This window comes from Shewanella olleyana (assembly GCF_023283825.1).
Taxonomy (GTDB): Bacteria; Pseudomonadota; Gammaproteobacteria; order Enterobacterales; family Shewanellaceae; genus Shewanella; species Shewanella olleyana.
On the sequence record NZ_JAKILD010000005.1, the window covers coordinates 128,955 to 144,405 of the forward strand.

At 41.4% G+C, this 15,451-nt stretch carries 14 protein-coding genes and 1 pseudogene; 7 read left to right on the forward strand and 8 right to left on the reverse strand.

Annotated elements, in window-relative coordinates; all coding sequences use genetic code 11:
• Positions 1 to 276 precede the first annotated feature (276 nt).
• The 3 genes from L2735_RS05410 (at position 277) to yjjG (ending at position 3,540) form a co-directional block, all read left to right on the forward strand.
• The gene (locus tag L2735_RS05410) at positions 277 to 1,539 is read left to right on the forward strand and encodes a hypothetical protein (protein WP_248983734.1); all 1,263 of its coding nucleotides are present in this window, start codon (positions 277 to 279) and stop codon (positions 1,537 to 1,539) included.
• Positions 1,540 to 1,663: 124 nt separating this feature from the next.
• Complete coding sequence (locus tag L2735_RS05415) at positions 1,664 to 2,731, forward strand: phosphotransferase enzyme family protein (RefSeq protein WP_248983735.1); 1,068 nt, start codon at positions 1,664 to 1,666, stop codon at positions 2,729 to 2,731.
• 128 nt (positions 2,732 to 2,859) lie between these two features.
• Positions 2,860 to 3,540, forward strand: a complete 681-nt coding sequence (gene yjjG / locus L2735_RS05420; protein WP_248983736.1) for a pyrimidine 5'-nucleotidase — start codon at positions 2,860 to 2,862, stop codon at positions 3,538 to 3,540.
• Between the two features lie 124 nt (positions 3,541 to 3,664).
• On the opposite strand, the gene L2735_RS05425 is transcribed toward yjjG, so the two are convergent.
• A complete protein-coding gene (locus L2735_RS05425) occupies positions 3,665 to 4,513 on the reverse strand; it encodes a mechanosensitive ion channel family protein (RefSeq protein WP_248983737.1) in 849 nt (282 codons plus the stop codon).
• A gap of 211 nt (positions 4,514 to 4,724) precedes the next feature.
• Between L2735_RS05425 and L2735_RS20165 the strand changes: the two genes are divergently transcribed.
• Entirely contained in the window at positions 4,725 to 4,892 is a 168-nt protein-coding gene (locus L2735_RS20165; protein WP_248983738.1) for a helix-turn-helix domain-containing protein, read from the forward strand.
• Positions 4,893 to 5,312: 420 nt separating this feature from the next.
• Here the strand turns inward: L2735_RS20165 and L2735_RS05435 are convergent, their stop codons facing one another.
• Together L2735_RS05435 and L2735_RS05440 are read right to left on the reverse strand one after the other, a co-directional pair.
• On the reverse strand, positions 5,313 to 6,575 hold the full coding sequence (locus L2735_RS05435) for an LlaJI family restriction endonuclease (protein WP_248983739.1): 1,263 nt from the start codon (positions 6,573 to 6,575) through the stop codon (positions 5,313 to 5,315).
• 1 nt (position 6,576) lies between these two features.
• Positions 6,577 to 7,950, reverse strand: a complete 1,374-nt coding sequence (locus L2735_RS05440) for an AAA family ATPase (RefSeq protein ID WP_248983740.1) — start codon at positions 7,948 to 7,950, stop codon at positions 6,577 to 6,579.
• Between the two features lie 77 nt (positions 7,951 to 8,027).
• Here L2735_RS05440 and L2735_RS05445 point away from each other — a divergent pair, with 77 nt between their 5' ends.
• Complete coding sequence (locus L2735_RS05445) at positions 8,028 to 9,308, forward strand: DNA cytosine methyltransferase (RefSeq protein ID WP_248983741.1); 1,281 nt, start codon at positions 8,028 to 8,030, stop codon at positions 9,306 to 9,308.
• A 94-nt stretch (positions 9,309 to 9,402) separates the two neighbouring features.
• On the opposite strand, the pseudogene L2735_RS05450 reads toward L2735_RS05445, so the two are convergent.
• The 4 genes and pseudogenes from L2735_RS05450 to L2735_RS05465 all read right to left on the reverse strand — a co-directional run.
• Positions 9,403 to 9,507 (reverse strand): annotated as a pseudogene (locus tag L2735_RS05450) (endoribonuclease YicC domain-containing protein); the annotation flags it as partial.
• Positions 9,508 to 9,510: 3 nt separating this feature from the next.
• On the reverse strand, positions 9,511 to 10,818 hold the full coding sequence (locus L2735_RS05455) for a HipA domain-containing protein (RefSeq protein ID WP_248983742.1): 1,308 nt from the start codon (positions 10,816 to 10,818) through the stop codon (positions 9,511 to 9,513).
• Positions 10,805 to 11,047, reverse strand: a complete 243-nt coding sequence (locus L2735_RS05460) for a helix-turn-helix domain-containing protein (protein ID WP_248983743.1) — start codon at positions 11,045 to 11,047, stop codon at positions 10,805 to 10,807. Before L2735_RS05460 ends, L2735_RS05455 begins: the two co-directional genes overlap by 14 nt.
• Before the next feature lie 344 nt (positions 11,048 to 11,391).
• Positions 11,392 to 12,255 carry a YicC/YloC family endoribonuclease gene (locus L2735_RS05465; RefSeq protein ID WP_248983744.1) on the reverse strand — a complete coding sequence of 288 codons (864 nt, stop codon included), beginning with the start codon at positions 12,253 to 12,255 and terminating at the stop codon, positions 11,392 to 11,394.
• A gap of 281 nt (positions 12,256 to 12,536) precedes the next feature.
• Here L2735_RS05465 and lgt point away from each other — a divergent pair, with 281 nt between their 5' ends.
• Positions 12,537 to 13,319 carry a prolipoprotein diacylglyceryl transferase gene (gene lgt / locus L2735_RS05470; protein WP_248983745.1) on the forward strand — a complete coding sequence of 261 codons (783 nt, stop codon included), beginning with the start codon at positions 12,537 to 12,539 and terminating at the stop codon, positions 13,317 to 13,319.
• 86 nt (positions 13,320 to 13,405) lie between these two features.
• Here the strand turns inward: lgt and L2735_RS05475 are convergent, their stop codons facing one another.
• Entirely contained in the window at positions 13,406 to 14,401 is a 996-nt protein-coding gene (locus L2735_RS05475) for a 2-dehydropantoate 2-reductase (RefSeq protein ID WP_248983746.1), read from the reverse strand.
• A 285-nt stretch (positions 14,402 to 14,686) separates the two neighbouring features.
• Here L2735_RS05475 and rph point away from each other — a divergent pair, with 285 nt between their 5' ends.
• Positions 14,687 to 15,400 carry a ribonuclease PH gene (rph, locus tag L2735_RS05480; RefSeq protein ID WP_055025233.1) on the forward strand — a complete coding sequence of 238 codons (714 nt, stop codon included), beginning with the start codon at positions 14,687 to 14,689 and terminating at the stop codon, positions 15,398 to 15,400.
• The last annotated feature ends 51 nt before the right edge of the window (positions 15,401 to 15,451 follow it).

Sequence of the window (15,451 nt, forward strand, 5' to 3'; positions counted from 1 at the left end):
ATTTGTGATGGAGAAAAGTGCAGAAATCTATCCTTACACCGTTAGGCCAATACGACGGGAAATTGTTATCAAAGGCCTTTGCAGCGTAAGCTTAGCAGCCTAACAGACTGAAATTAACCTTAATTAAAAATCGGGCTGGCTGTGGTTTCGAAGTGATTTAGCTTCAAATTGACGTTTTTAGAATTAATTTATGTCATTTTTACACGGTTTCACTGACTTTAGCGGTGAAATTGTTTAGTCTGCCAACAGATCATTTTTTAGATAGTAGGATTTCTCGTGTCAATCGCATTCTTATTTTGTCGTCAAGGTCGAGACAATGGCCTAAGAGCCTTAGCCATTCAATTAAGCTGCTTAGTGTTTGTGTTGATCATCGCGCTATTATTTTCAAATACAGTGGTGACCTTAATAGCGGCTGCTATCGCGCTGCCTGTTTGTGGCTTAAGCAGTTTACGCCGTGTAAAAGACGCTGCTAAACCTAATTCTTTAATTGCCGCTCCGCTCACTTTGTTATTGATATTCAGTTTATCACTGAGTTTGAGTTTTCCTGCCGTTGTGAGCAGTATTGTATTTATTTTAGCTGCATTAGTCAGTGCGGCTTTTGCGTGGTTACCTGCGCCAAAAACCAATCAACGTAAAATGACCTATGTCATGGGGTACAACGGACCACATGTAAAATCGGATTCAGTATCTGGCCAAGCGCGTCGCAGACGAGAGCCAACGATGGGGGAAACTGGTCACGGTAATCTAAATTCGGGCAGTTTGGATGCGGGATTTGATGACGAACAAGCGTACGATCAAGATTTTGAACCTGGATACCAGCAAGAAACCGTATATAAAGAAGAGTCAGATACAGCATCTGACTTTGGTGATTCAGGACAAGGCTATTCTGCTCAAAATCACGATGATACAGAGTCAGCTTACGCCTCTGATGATAAACCAAGCTATCGAGTCGATCGCGGCGCATTAGAATCAGGCTCGTTATCAGAGCTATTAAAATCTTGGCTTATTTGGGCGCAAAGCAATCAAAAAGCATTAATGATGGTGGCTAAAGGTTTAGGCGTAGTATTAGCCATAAGTTTAGTGATTTATCTTATCAGCCTGTTATTTTCAGGTGATGAGGTTGAACAAGAACCAGTAGAGATTGCCCCAATAGCTCAACCAGAAACCATTAACGAAACCGCACGCGTAAAACTACCCGATGGCTTTTGGCTGATACTACAACAAGACGTATTAGTGCTGCGCTGGTTAGGGGACGAGGGGGATGCTCAGCCTATTTGGCGTTTAGATACTGCCGAAGGTGATAACCGCTGCGCCGAAATGATTTTCAACGATGGCAGTAAATTCCGCCCAATGCAGGTGGATTTAATGGCAGACAGTGGCACCGAAGCAAGGTTTTCGCCCTTAGATAACAAACGAATCATCGACAGTATTGCCATGCGTGGCAGCTTTAAATTGTGCGGCTATAACTTCAGTTTGAAAGGCAGCCAAGCAACGTTATCAAGCCAGCCAGCCTTTGAAAAATACCTTAAAGGTTTATAAGGTCAGTTACAGAGTATTACACCAAGCTAAATGTAATACTCAGTAAAATACACTTTGTAAGTGTTGTGCTTTATATCAATCGTATTAAACTGTCCCGCTTGCAACAAAAGTTATGGAGACTTGGGTGGTTGAGTTTATTAGGCAAACAATTCTGCCTTTATATGGAATTACTGATGAAAATGCGAGCGTTTCGCCGTTAGGCAATGGTCATATTAACCAAACTTACCTAGTAAGATGGTCAACTGGCCAGATGGTGCTACAACAAATTAATACCACTGTGTTCACCAAGCCAGAAGTGTTAATCGACAATGCCGCAAAAGTCAGCCATCACCTCATTCAAAAAGCCAGCAATGGCGAGTATCAACTCGACGTGATTTCCCCTGTAGTGTTAAAAGATGGCAGCTTATCCGTCGACTTAGCCGATAAAGGCTTTTGGCGTGCGATTCGCTATTTAGCCAACAGTCACACCATTGAAGTGGTATCCAATCAAGATGAAGCCAAAAGGGCGGCCAGTGCATTTGGTCATTTTGCCCATGCGTTAAGTGACTTAGACGCCAACACGCTTGAAGATGTTATCCCGAACTTTTTAAATCTCCCTCAACGTATTGAGCAGCTTAAGCAAGCCGTTGCCGATGACAAATCTGGCAGACTGGTAGATTGCCGTGAGTGGGCAGAACTTGCCTTGTCGCAACAAAACTTGTTTGACGAGCTCGAGCAAATTGAAAGCGAGTTACCGCTGCGCATTTGTCATAACGACACTAAAATCAACAATATGTTGTTTGATAAGCGTGATATGTCGAGCATGGCCGTGATTGATATCGACACCTGCATGAAAGGCTTCTTAATGTATGACTTTGGTGACATGGTGCGCGCATTTTGCTCGCCAGAGGAAGAAGACTCCACCGCGCTTGATAACGTCATCGCGCGGCCTGAAATTATCGCCGCCGCGTGTGAAGCTTACACCGAGCAACTGGCTGATATTTTAACGCCAATTGAAAAACGCAGTTTGTGGTTAGGCATTAAAGTGATGGCGCTTATGCTGGGTTCGCGCTTTTTAACTGATCATTTAAACGGTGATGTGTATTTTGGTATCCACCGTGAAGGCCATAACCTTGACCGTGCAGCCAATCAACTGACCGTATTCAAAAGTTTAGTCGCACAAGAATCGACACTTAAAGCTTTGTTTGAATAGCAAGCCTTGTTTGAATAGAAAGCCTTGTTTGAAAAAAGCAGTTTTGAGTTTGTGCTAAAAGGTATATGTATCACCTCATCTTGTGCAAGCATCCTGCTGTTAATTATCTAAAACCCTAAGGGCTAGCAATGAAGTACCAATGGATATTGTTTGACGCTGACGAAACCTTGTTTGATTTCGATATTTTCGCAGGGTTAAAGCTGATGTTTTCCCGCTTTGATATCGACTTTGATACTACTGATTACGCGTTTTACCAGTCGGTAAACAAACAGCTGTGGGTTGATTACCAGCAAGGCTTAATCGACGCTGCCGAGTTGCAGCACACTCGCTTTTTACATTGGGCGCAAAAACTAGGCGTGACCACCAAAAGGCTTAACAGTGACTTTTTAGCCGCCATGGCCGATATTTGTCAGCCGCTGCCAGGGGCGAAACAATTGGTTTCAAGCCTTGAAGGTAAAGCGAGTTTAGGCATTATTACCAATGGTCTTACTGAGCTGCAACATGTTCGCTTAGAGCGCACAGGTTTTAAAGCCTCATTTGAACATGTGGTGATTTCAGAGCAATTTGGCAAAGCAAAACCTGATGTGAGCATTTTTGAGCACACCTTCGAACTCATGGGCAATCCTGATAAAAACACCGTATTGATGGTGGGTGATAACCTGCACTCAGATATCTTAGGCGGAGTTAACGCTGGCATTGATACCTGCTGGCTCAATCATCATGGCAAAGATGTAGTGGATGGCATTACTCCAACGTTTGAAGTGAAAGACTTGCATCAGTTACATGATGTACTGCATTCGGCTAAGTAAGTTTTTATTTATTTTAAGACAATGAGCTTCTAAAAAGTTTGAGTTAATCAGGCTTAAGTCTATATAAGCAAAACCACTCAATTGAGTGGTTTTTATTGCATTTGTTATTGCGTTTGTTGTTGCATTAAACCTTATCCGGTTTAGGAAAGGCCGTGTGATAAATTTCCATAAAATCTTTTCTAATATCTTGCTCTAAGTGTGTTGCGCGCTCTGTTGGACAGAAAATCATAATATGCACAACCTGCTCACCAGCAGGGCCACTATTCACGTGAATGTGCGGCTCGGGCCCCGGTAAATCGACCCCAGCATGTTTCTCAATCACATAATTGTAGCGTGTGGCAACTTCGTGAAAGTCCTCACAATGCGCCTCTATCTTCTTGTGAAGTAAGGGAAATAACGGGTACAAATTGACAAAGTCTACCACCATAATACTAAAGCTGTGGTACACATAGCGTTTCATAAAGTTAAGGTTTTTAACCGCATAACTGAAGAACATACTATTAGGGAAGGTGACCGTTTTACCCGTGTAATGGTATTGGCCGTGGTGTAAGTCAATCTCCTGGATCACCGTTGCCATTAAGTTGTGCTCAATCACTTCACCGCACAATTTACCCACTTCAATCCAATCGCCAATCACGAACGAGCGTGAACTCGCTCGCTGAATCGAGCCAGTAAAACACAAAATAATTTCTTTCGAAGCCACCACAAAAGCAATGGCAATCGCGGTGACCGACAGGGCAAACTTGTTGATCTCGGTTTGCCACAAGATAAACAACACCACCACAATTAAGATAAAGGTGCCGTTTTTAGTCCGCGACATCCACTTACGTTGATCTTCGCTAACAAAAGCGACATCACCGCGGATTTTCGACACAACAAAGCGTTTAAGCATTGATAAAAATAGAATGATTAAAACGGTAACAAACAACTTATAGCTTGCTAAAAAATCAATGACGATAGCCAGTTTTTCCACAAAACCCTCTTAAATATCGATAACTTGGTAGTAATTTGCTTGGAAAGCTCACTGTAGCATAGACAAGAATTAAGTCAGCTTTGACCAGTAGTAAAGCGACAAATAAATCAACTCATTTGAAGTGCTGCTCTACCTGCTATAGCGTGTAAATCTTGATTTACCTGTTGTAGCGTGTAAAGAGAGTGATATATAAGCGTTATAGGTACAAAATATGAAGGTGACAAACTCAAAGCAGCTCAGCGCATACCTTAAAGATGCACGATTGAATATGAAGCTGCCTCAAAGCAAAGTGGCAAGTAAAGTGGGTATTCGTCAAGATACCTTTTCAAGCTTTGAGCAAAGCCCTGATACAACCAAAGCCCTGATTCAACCAAAGTAGAAACCTTATTTAAAATCTTATCCGCATTAAACCTTGAACTCGACATTAAGGTGAGAGGTACTGATCCCGAAAACCAGAAAGTCAGTGATGATAACAAAGTTACTGGACCACACTGGAAAGAGGAATGGTAATGGCCACGCTTGATGATTATATGAATGGCTATTTGATGGTAACCCACTAAATGATTTGACGGTGCTGACTAACCCGGAAGATAACTTCCGCATCATCATGAAAGACGGCAAGGTGTACAAAAATACCACAGAGCAATAATGCCTATGCGTTAAAGTTGAAGTTGAATTGGCATTGGTATTGAGTTAGTTCAATGAACAATAAACCCAGCGAAAGCTGGGTTTATTTGTTTTGGGGGAGTTCACACATACACAATTGCCATAGTGCAGGCTGAGTTATTACTCGCAGTTTTCACTCAAATAACAATTCAGATAAATCTTCCATTTTTTGATTCTTAACATAGTGAGCCATGACGTCATTAGGGCATACGTAATAGCACGTAATAGGTGGATACTCGGGATCTAAAACTGCACCCGATGATTTATCACGCATATGAACCTTTCTGATAGGGCCTGACTCTGAACCTGGAAATATAAACGCATTACTCACTGAAGAATTGTCTGGAATTATTGTTTTCAATGCAGTTACATAAAAGAACTGCTTAACTAAGTCTGCCCAAGCCGGTACGGAAGCAATAGAAGAAGCACCGTAGTACTTAGCATCAACAACACTATACTCATCAGTATATGGTCGCCTTAAAACTATATCCGTCCGCTGTGAATTCTTTTTAGCATCAACAATTGATTCCGTTCCGTCAGAATTTTGCATCAGATAGGCAGGTGAAGGTAATAGAGTATTAACCTCAATGGTATTTTTAAGCACCTTGCAAAGCATGTGCTCCCACATAACATGGAATGAACGGAGCCCCATCACTTCAGCTACTGGTTTATTGCCTCGTTGCTGGCTAATAAAGCGCTTTAATTGGGTTAGTAACCAGATATCACGGTCAGAATAAGTAACTTGTAACTCCTTATTTAACATAGATAACTGTATTGGAACTTTATCTGACTTGGGATTAGGGACTTGTTCTAGTTCTTTAACTTGTAAGCTACCGGATATCAACCAGCCAAAACGACTAATTAACTGCTTCATAATAGCTGCATGAATCCTAGTAACCTCACTATCTTGGCTGTAGCTATGCTTAGTCCCCCAAGTATCAAAATACAACGGCCCATTTTTACTAGGGAAGGCCATCGATTTAGCTATTGTTTTACTCCAATTAGTTTTGCCAGAGTTAAACACGGACTCTACAAGCCTATGGCTATAGAGACCGTTTATTTGATAGTCCTTAAGTAAAGAAATAATTAGACCAAGCTGCGAGTCGCCGATAAAACCTGCGCCATCATCATCAGCGTATTTAATAGCTTTAGATTGAAGAGAAAAGTTATAAATAGCTTGAACAAAAAGTCTAGATGCATTCTCTTTAACCGAAGCTGTGGTTGCTAATGTAGAATTGCGCGGAAAAAATATATGCGCTTGATTATCACTTACAATCATCCCACAAAATTGAATGCGCCTATCTTTATCTAACAATAACTTATGAGTTTTCAAAACAGCTTTTATATCGCTTGGAACCTCATTAAGATGACTTCGGTCATGGTAAATTTCTATCAATTTACTCACCTACCTCAGCATCTAGCAGGCTTTTCAACTCCGATATAAAGGTGTCGCTAAATATATTTTCATTAGATTTTATACCGTTTACGAGCTTGTAGAGTGTAGGGTATACATCAGTATTGAATATGGTATCTCGACCACCATGGCGCAGAACATCCTCCCATAAGTACATCACTATTTTACCAGCAAGAGCCTCAATAGGATTGGCCAGTTCATTCGTAGATACAAACCAAGGACCAAGCAGTCTATCTTCAGGAATATGTTCCTGTTCACTAAGAAGCATATTGATAGTTTTAGATAAGCTCTCCCAACTAACTATTAAGTCACCAGTAGGATCTGAAATAGTAAAATCACCTTGAGGGTACTCGACGCTTTCTAGACTTACATATTCAAACTGCCACCTGCGCTTAAATGCAGAGTCCATAGGCATTACAGCTTGGTCACTACTGTTCATTGTGGCTAAAAATGATAGATTAGCAGGGATAAATAATCTGCCACCTTTGAGAACATTGGGGGCATGCTCTTCAAGGTAAGTTTGCATATCAGGATCAGTGATATCAATAGAGTATTGGCTTCTACCGTTATCAGCTCTATCCAATAATTGGAACGTTTCACCAAAAACAGCAGCTGCGGTAGCACGGTTAATTTCTTCAATCACTAGATATATAGATTTACTAGAGTCCAAAGAAGCTTTTTTTAAAGCCAAACAGAAAGGGCCAGGTCTAAAAGAATACTCAATCCCTCTTTCTGACATACTAGGCTTTAAACAGCCAACAAAATCACTATTTTGAGTATCCGTATGAAATACAGTTCTTACTGAATTATTATTATTTACTCGCTGTTCAATCCTATGGCTTTTACCTGTACCTGGTGCACCATAGTAGATTTTGTTCTCACTAATACCAGTGAAGTTACTAATACTCTTAAGGTATTCTTCATTACTTGGTAGTTGTGTCTTTAAATACGAAACCACATTGGATATGCGTACTGGAGAAAGCGCCATTGTCTTCAAAATGAACGGCTCTTCTATTCCATTAACAATATGATTAACTTTGTTAATAACAGAAAATAAAGGAAGAGTTTGAACTGTAGACAGAGCATTCACTATTTCGTTAGTTAAATAATGAGAGAACAGGTCACGCCACGTACCCTCAACGTAATGTTGATTTGGTTCAAACTCATCAAAATGAGCATTAATATCTTCAAAAACAGATATTAACTGAGTAAGAGATATAGAGAAATATTTAGGTTCACCTCTTCTCCCTGTATTCGAAAAGCTTATTGATGGAGCTAGATTTAAGTAACTAAAATCCATAGAATCATCGAGTGCCTTACACTCCATGGCAAACTCGTCCATTCGTTTATCAAACATATATAACCTTGTCTCTTGTCAGTTTTAGTACCTAGTGCTACCATCCGGGTAATAAACCGGATAAATTAAGCGTGCTAATGAATCATATAACAAATACCAAAGCAGAATATATCAAAAAAACAAGAGAAAACCTTGGCTTAGGTCAAACTGAGTTCGCTAATTTACTGGGAATGGCATCAACAGGCGAAAGAACGGTAAGAGGATGGGAGTCTGGAGAGCATAAGCCCAGCCCTAAAAAATGGTTAGATATAACCATGCTCGAAGAAAAAATGAGCGAGAAACTACAACAAGCGCCTTTTAGTCATGACCCACTTTCAGAGGTGAAATTTAAGTTTATTGATTTATTTGCAGGCATAGGCGGGATACGCCTGCCATTTCAAAAGGAAGGTGGACAATGCGTATTCACCTCTGAATGGGACAAGTTTGCTCAAAAAACGTATTTAGCTAACTACGGTGAAATGCCAAAAGGCGATATAACTCAAATTCCAACAAAAGATATTCCCGATCACGATGTGTTACTCGGTGGTTTCCCTTGCCAGACATTTTCACAGGCAGGGTTAAAGAAAGGCTTCAGTGATACTCGAGGAACGATGTTTTTCGAGATCCAAAGAATTCTAGCGGACAAGAAACCTAAAGCTTTCCTTCTTGAAAATGTGAAGCAGTTAAAAGGGCACGACAAAGGAAAAACGCTCGAAACTATTTTAGCTATAATCCGTGGTGAACATACCCAAGATATCCCAGAAGATGTACCAATGAGCGAAGAGGCAAGACATGCGTTAAGTGAAAAGCTCAATTATTGGGTTGATTATAAAATACTAAGAGCTGCTGATTTTGGTGTGCCTCAAAACAGAGAGCGAGTATTTATAGTCGGGTTTGATAAGGACCACTATAAAGATGTCGATTTTGATGAAGCTTTTAGTTGGCCAACACCTCCTAAAACTCCCACTCGTTTAGGCGATATTTTAGAAGATCTTACAGAGTTAACAGAAGAACAAGATAAATTTACTATTTCAGATAGATTGTGGGCAGGTCATAAAAAGCGTAAAGAAGCTCATAAAACAAAAGGTAATGGTTTTGGTTATTCACTATTCAATAAGGAAAGTGAATATACCAGCACTATTAGTGCCCGGTATTATAAAGATGGCTCTGAAATCCTGATTGACCAAGAGGAACTGGGGAAAAATCCAAGAAAACTAACACCTAAAGAATGTGCAAGTTTGCAAGGTTTCCCTAAGAATTTTATTGTAGATGCTGTTTCACAAGGACAGATTTACAAGCAATTTGGTAACTCGGTATGTATGAAAGTTGTAGATGCTGTGGCAAGCCAAATGATAAAAACAATGACAAATAATAAATAAATCGGGTTGGATTAAACTTTATCACTTGGAATTATTTCTTCACAAAAAACCAGCAATTAGCTGGTTTTTTAGTTTCAAACACAGAGAAAACCAATTACTCAACGTTTTGGATCTGTTCTCTCATCTGCTCAATCAATACTTTAAGCTCTACCGCTGCTGCAGTGACTTTTGCACTGATTGATTCAGACGTTAGAGTGTTCAGCTACAGCTTGATATGTTTTATCTCTTCAGCTTGTGCAAGATAGTATTCACATCGTGTTTTAATGGACTGCTTATAGGCTTTTGCATACGCAAATTCTGCTTCCGTTAGTTCTCCAGCTTGTTTTGCCACGTTATCCAGATTGTCGATGATTGCTTTTGCCATTTGCTTGAGGGTTAATTCAAGTATGTTTTGTTTAATTCCACACTCTTCTGCAAATGTCATTAATTGATAGGCGTGGATCTTATTGGCTTCAAATTCATCACCAATCGCCATTGCTAGTTCTTGATCAAAGTCAGGATACATCTGCACGTTGACAAGGTCATACCATGGAGTCGCTTCAAGCCCATTAGCAGTTACATAGAATGAATAGTTTTTGCCATGTGAGTCAGCATTGCATACGAGCAAGTTAAAGATTGTCCAACGAAGCATGTCGAACTTGGCTTGGGCAGGGTTAGCGCAGTACTCAGCGATGCTAAACAGCTTTTCTAAGCTCACCCCTTCACGAATATCTCGCACGTCACGACCACTTCCCAGATGTCGTTCATATTTTCTTGCGACGGAATAACCTAAAGCCTGACATGCATCGATTTGGTGACGACGCATCACTCTATGATGCGTAGAGTCATATAGGCGATCAAAGCGGGTGACAGACAATGCTTTGTATTGCCCAATTGGCATTATCTCAACGTCGGCTACCTGCATGCCAATAAGTTTAGCCAGTGTCATGGTCATAAATTCATTGAGTACCAGATGCTGCTGATTGTTCTTTTCAAATTTAATGATATGTGTTGAACAGAGTTCTCCTTCACCAAAGCCGTAATCATCATCGATGTGAAATAGATTTAACTTTGATTGAACGCCCGCCACCGAAAGGCGTGGTTTTCCGTCCCAAACTTCCATCGGCCAATATTCAGGGTTTTCGATGCGCTTGATGAGGTCGGCTTTACTAATTGGGGTAAAAGAAGTCTCTGGTGGTTTAGTGCCTTCTGGGAGGTACAATATTGCACCAGAGGTATCAAACCCAATGCCCTTGATCAAAGCATATGTATTACTTCTGGCAATGCCAAGGGCTTCAATTAGGTGATCAAGTCCCTTATTTTCAGGAAGTAGGTTAGTTAAGTAAATGGAAATTTGAGAGCTACTAGCTTGGCCATCAAGTGGTAGTTTGGGTGAAATTGGAAAGCCATTTTCCTGCCAAGCTTGAGTGTATTCGATAGAGAATTGTTCTGTGTCTTTATCAAAACTTATCGCACCAATAATCATGTCTCTAAAATGCATTTCTAGAGTGTGAACGTTAGAACCATTCATTGCTGCCACCCATTTTACTATTAGGTGTATTAACGGTCAGCTTGATGCCAAGACCATTGAGGATTTTAATTATTGTTGAAAAGTACACATCTTCGCCTTTCTCGACTCTAATCAAGGTCTTCTTCGTCACACCACAAAATGATGCGGCTATTTCCTGATTCATACCTGCGGCTTTACGACAGTCTTTAATTCGCTTGCCTAAACTGCTGGGATCGAGTTGAGAGGCCATTTTTTTTCTCTTAAAAAGTGTACATACGGTTACTTTAGTGTTTTATATACGACTTATCAAGATAAAGGTGTAACAAGCTACACTATTGAAGTGGATGAAAGTTATTTCTGTTAAATAGTGTAATATTGTACACCTTTAGTGCGAATGTACCTTAATGTGTTTTAAAAGAGTAACAAAGTACACTTTTGAGTGGGGAGTCAGTCACTACTTTAATGTTAGTGGCTAAGCTTGAGTGCTATTCGTTCGAGTATCATTTCTTTTTGTGCAGTGCTTTGAATGAGATTGCAGCATATAAAAAGCCCAGCATTCGCTGGGCTTATCGTTTGAGCGTAAATAGAGACTAATTACTCTACGTTTTGGATCTGTTCTCTCATCTGCTCAATCAATACTTTAAGCTCTACCGCTGCGGCAGTGACTTCTGCGCTGATTGATTTAGACGCTAGGGTGTTAGATTCGCGGTTGAATTCTTGCATCATGAAGTCTAAGCGGCGGCCTTGTGCGCCACCTTTTTTAAGGATTAAGCGCGTTTCAGCAACGTGTGCGTCAAGGCGATCCATTTCTTCTGCCACATCCATCTTTTGTGCAAGTAATACCATTTCTTGTTCCATACGTGCTGGATCAAGTTCGCCAGTGATTTCGGCTAAACGGTTGGTAAGTTTGTCACGTTGCCATTGCATAACTGCTGGCATGTGCTCACGCACTACTGCAACTTGCTCAACGATTTGGTCGAGGCGAGTTTGTAGCATGGCGTTGATGGCTTCACCTTCACGGCCGCGGGCTTCGATAAATTGTGCCACTGCACCGTCGAATGCGCCGAGTAAATCTTTATTGATTTCGCCCATGTCTTGTTCTGCACCGGCCATAACACCAGGCCAGCGGAGAATATCAACTAGGTTCAGTTCGCCTTGATTAGCTTCTTTTTTAAGCCATTCTGCTGCGTTTAATAACTGCTTGGCTAAGTCTTGGTTTAGGCGCATTTCGCTGCTGCCAGATTCAGATAGTTCGTAACGTAGATTGACCTCAACTTTACCGCGATTTAAGCGCTTACGTAGGCGATCACGTAATACTGGCTCAAGGCTACGCATTTGCTCTGGTAAACGTAGGTACGTTTCTAAGTAGCGTTGATTGACTGAGCGGATTTCCCAAGAGGCAGTGCCCCATTCGGCTTTATGCTCAATGCGAGCGTAGGCGGTCATACTTTGGATCATGGTTGAGCCCTGAATAGTTAGCAGCAAGTGTGTTGTCGATTATAGTCTGCTGGCATTGAAGGTCAAAGCGAACAGACGTAAATTCAGTTTAATTATCGAAACTTAACCCGTTTTACACGGTCACATCACTGAAGTGTTTATCGCTTTGGGTTATCTCGGCCTGTTAAATGGCGTTATCGATGGGTTTGTCATCGAATTCGTTAAGTGAATTGTTTATAGTAGGCTCAATCACCAACTTAGATCTGCGGATTTAAGGTGTTATCAAATTTTGGAGTAGGCAATTGGACCATTTCGTGTGGAATCTCGACCCAGTATTAATTTCATTTATGGGTCTTAAAGTACATTGGTACGGGGCGTTATTTGCATTGGCGATTGCCAGTGGTTTTCAGGTAATGAAGCGCATGTACAAGCAAGAAGGCTTGGATGTTGAGTCGCTAGATAACTTGCTGATGTATTGTGTGATAGGGATTATTGTTGGTGCGCGTTTGGCCCATTGTTTCTTTTACGATCCGAGTTACTACTTTGCCCATCCGATGAAGATTTTGGCGATTTGGGAAGGCGGCTTAGCCAGCCACGGCGGCGGATTAGGGGCGATATTAGCGCTGTATTATTACAAGCGAAAAACCGATATGCCATTTTTATTCTTGCTGGATAGATTAGCGATTGCGACCGCGATATTTGGCTTCTTTGTGCGTATGGCAAACTTTGCCAACTCTGAGATATTAGGCCTGCCGACCACTAAACCTTGGGGCATTATTTTTGAGCGTGTGGATTTAATACCGCGCCATCCTGCGCAGTTATACGAAGCGATTAGCTACTTAATTATCTTTATATCGCTTTATGCTGTGTACAAGTTTACTAACCTAAAAGAAAAGCACGGCGTTATATTCGGCTTGTTCTTATGTAGCGTATTCAGTGCCCGTTGGGCGATTGAAATGGTGAAAGTGAAGCAAGCAGCTTATGCCACTGAGTGGGCCATGAGTGCAGGGCAGCTACTGAGTATTCCGTTTTTACTTGTGGGTGTCGCTTTGCTTATTTTACCGTTTGTGAAAAAGCAAAAGTAAGGCTTTACGATAAAGTTCTGCCAAAAGAGAACTGACAAAACAAAACAGGCCGTAACTTAATTAAGTCGCGGCCTTTTTTATGCCGACTAAGCGAGTGATTCAATATCGACCTTTTGGCCTTGTTCTAGCTGCTTAATGGCGCTGACGATAGCGGCATTAACAGGCGTAGCAACCTGATGTTGTTGCCCAAGTTTGACCACGGCTTGATTTAAATAGTCTATTTCGGTTTTACGTTTCGCCTGAATGTCCTCCCACATAGACGAGCGAGCCTGTGGGTCGATATCGAGCATTTGTTTAGCGAGCAGGGTGAAGAGGCTGTCGGGTAAAGATAATATTAGCGGCAACCATTGCGGCTTCAGCATAGTAAATTTCGCCAATGGAAGCTGGGCTTTTTTACACACGCTTAGCCACTCTTTCATCGCGAGGCTTAATAATTTACGGGTCTGTTTTTTACTCAATTGCTGCTTAATAGGCACATCAGTAATCGCATTAAGCGCATTATTTAGGTTAAGCAGTAGCTTGCCGTAAATGATCGGCGCCATATCTTCTACTAAGGTGCAGCTTAAGCCAGCTGAAAGCATTGCTTGTTGGATAGTTTGCGTATGGGGCGTGTTGGCAAAAGTGAATTGGCCTTCGGTGCCTTTATGAAAGGTGGCATGTTCTTTTTGCAGCACATTAAACGGGGTAATGCCTTGTAACAGCAGCCTTGGCTGCGCTGGGGCGTTAGCGAATGCTTGCTTAACTTCATCTAAACTGCCCAAGCCATTTTGCATCAATACTATGGTGCTTTGCTGGTGGGTTAACTGCAGTAGTTGCTCAGTTATATTGCTAAGTTGATGACATTTTAAGGTGACAAAAATCAAATCGAATCTGGGAGTGTCAGCGTCAAGCTCAGTTATCAGCGCGTTCGGCATGACTTTTTGATGTAAGCCTTGGTAACTTGTGAGCGTGAAACCTTGGTTGTCGATAATGCTGCGTTTAATGCGCTCGCGACAAATTAAGCTGACATCGAGCTTTGCCATGAGTAGTTCGCCCGCTAAGTAACATCCTGTTGAACCTGCACCAAAGATGGCTATTTTCATCATTTCCCTTAAAGCATGAGTCACATTCCATTGACCAGTGTGCCGTTTTGTTAATAAAAATCCAATAAGGGTTTTGTTTGACGTGGCATCAAGGCTAACAAGTCACTATAATGCTGTTCAATTATGAGCGTTGGTTGTGGGTTTATCTTGTTAGCTGCTATTTGAAGGGGCTACAAACGATAATATGCCCCCCGATTTTAGCTAAAACTTAGGTTTAATACTTAGGTTTAATACTTAGGTTTAGCGCTCAATTTAGTCACTGATTCCACACAATAGGAAATGCATATGCGTCCAAGCGACAGAACACCTGCACAATCTCGTCCAGTTACGATTACTCGTCAATTTACAGCTCATGCTGAAGGTTCGGTGTTGGTTGAATTTGGTGACACTAAAGTTTTATGTACTGCAAGTTTTGAAGAAGGCGTACCGCGTTTTCTTAAAGGCCAAGGCCAAGGCTGGGTAACTGCTGAATACGGTATGCTTCCTCGTTCGACTCATAGCCGTATGCAACGTGAAGCTGCACGTGGTAAACAGTCTGGTCGTACTCAAGAAATCCAACGTTTAATCGGCCGTTCTTTACGTGCTGCAGTAGACATGAAAGCCTTAGGCGAGAACACGATCGTTATCGATTGTGACGTGATTCAAGCTGATGGCGGTACTCGTACTGCTGCAATTACCGGTGCATGTGTTGCATTAGTCGATGCATTAAACTGGGCGCGTGGTAAAGGCATTTTAAAAACTAACCCGCTTAAGTTCTTAATTGCTGCTGTTAGTGTAGGTATTTACAAAGGTGAGCCAATCTGCGATTTAGAATATATCGAAGATAGCGCTGCTGAAACTGACATGAACGTTGTGATGACTGAAACTGGCAAGATGATTGAAATCCAAGGCACTGCCGAAGGTGAACCGTTCAGCCACGAAGAGTTATTAAGCTTACTTGAGCTTGCGAAGCATGGCATTCGCGAAATTGTCGATACGCAAAAAGCGGCATTAAGCTAAAGCGTATTTGATTAAGGGGCTGCTTGAATAAGGTGGCCCTTTTTTTAAGCT

Bases quoted from the DNA above. Each gene is read 5' to 3' on its own strand.
- yjjG (WP_248983736.1), top strand. From the start codon at position 2,860: ATGAAGTACCAATGGATATTGTTTGACGCTGACGAAACCTTGTTTGAT.
- L2735_RS20165 (WP_248983738.1), top strand. From the start codon at position 4,725: ATGAAGGTGACAAACTCAAAGCAGCTCAGCGCATACCTTAAAGATGCA.
- L2735_RS05440 (WP_248983740.1), bottom strand. From the start codon at position 7,950: ATGTTTGATAAACGAATGGACGAGTTTGCCATGGAGTGTAAGGCACTC.
- L2735_RS05445 (WP_248983741.1), top strand. From the start codon at position 8,028: ATGAATCATATAACAAATACCAAAGCAGAATATATCAAAAAAACAAGA.
- L2735_RS05455 (WP_248983742.1), bottom strand. From the start codon at position 10,818: ATGAATGGTTCTAACGTTCACACTCTAGAAATGCATTTTAGAGACATG.
- L2735_RS05460 (WP_248983743.1), bottom strand. From the start codon at position 11,047: ATGGCCTCTCAACTCGATCCCAGCAGTTTAGGCAAGCGAATTAAAGAC.
- L2735_RS05465 (WP_248983744.1), bottom strand. From the start codon at position 12,255: ATGATCCAAAGTATGACCGCCTACGCTCGCATTGAGCATAAAGCCGAA.
- L2735_RS05475 (WP_248983746.1), bottom strand. From the start codon at position 14,401: ATGAAAATAGCCATCTTTGGTGCAGGTTCAACAGGATGTTACTTAGCG.
- rph (WP_055025233.1), top strand. From the start codon at position 14,687: ATGCGTCCAAGCGACAGAACACCTGCACAATCTCGTCCAGTTACGATT.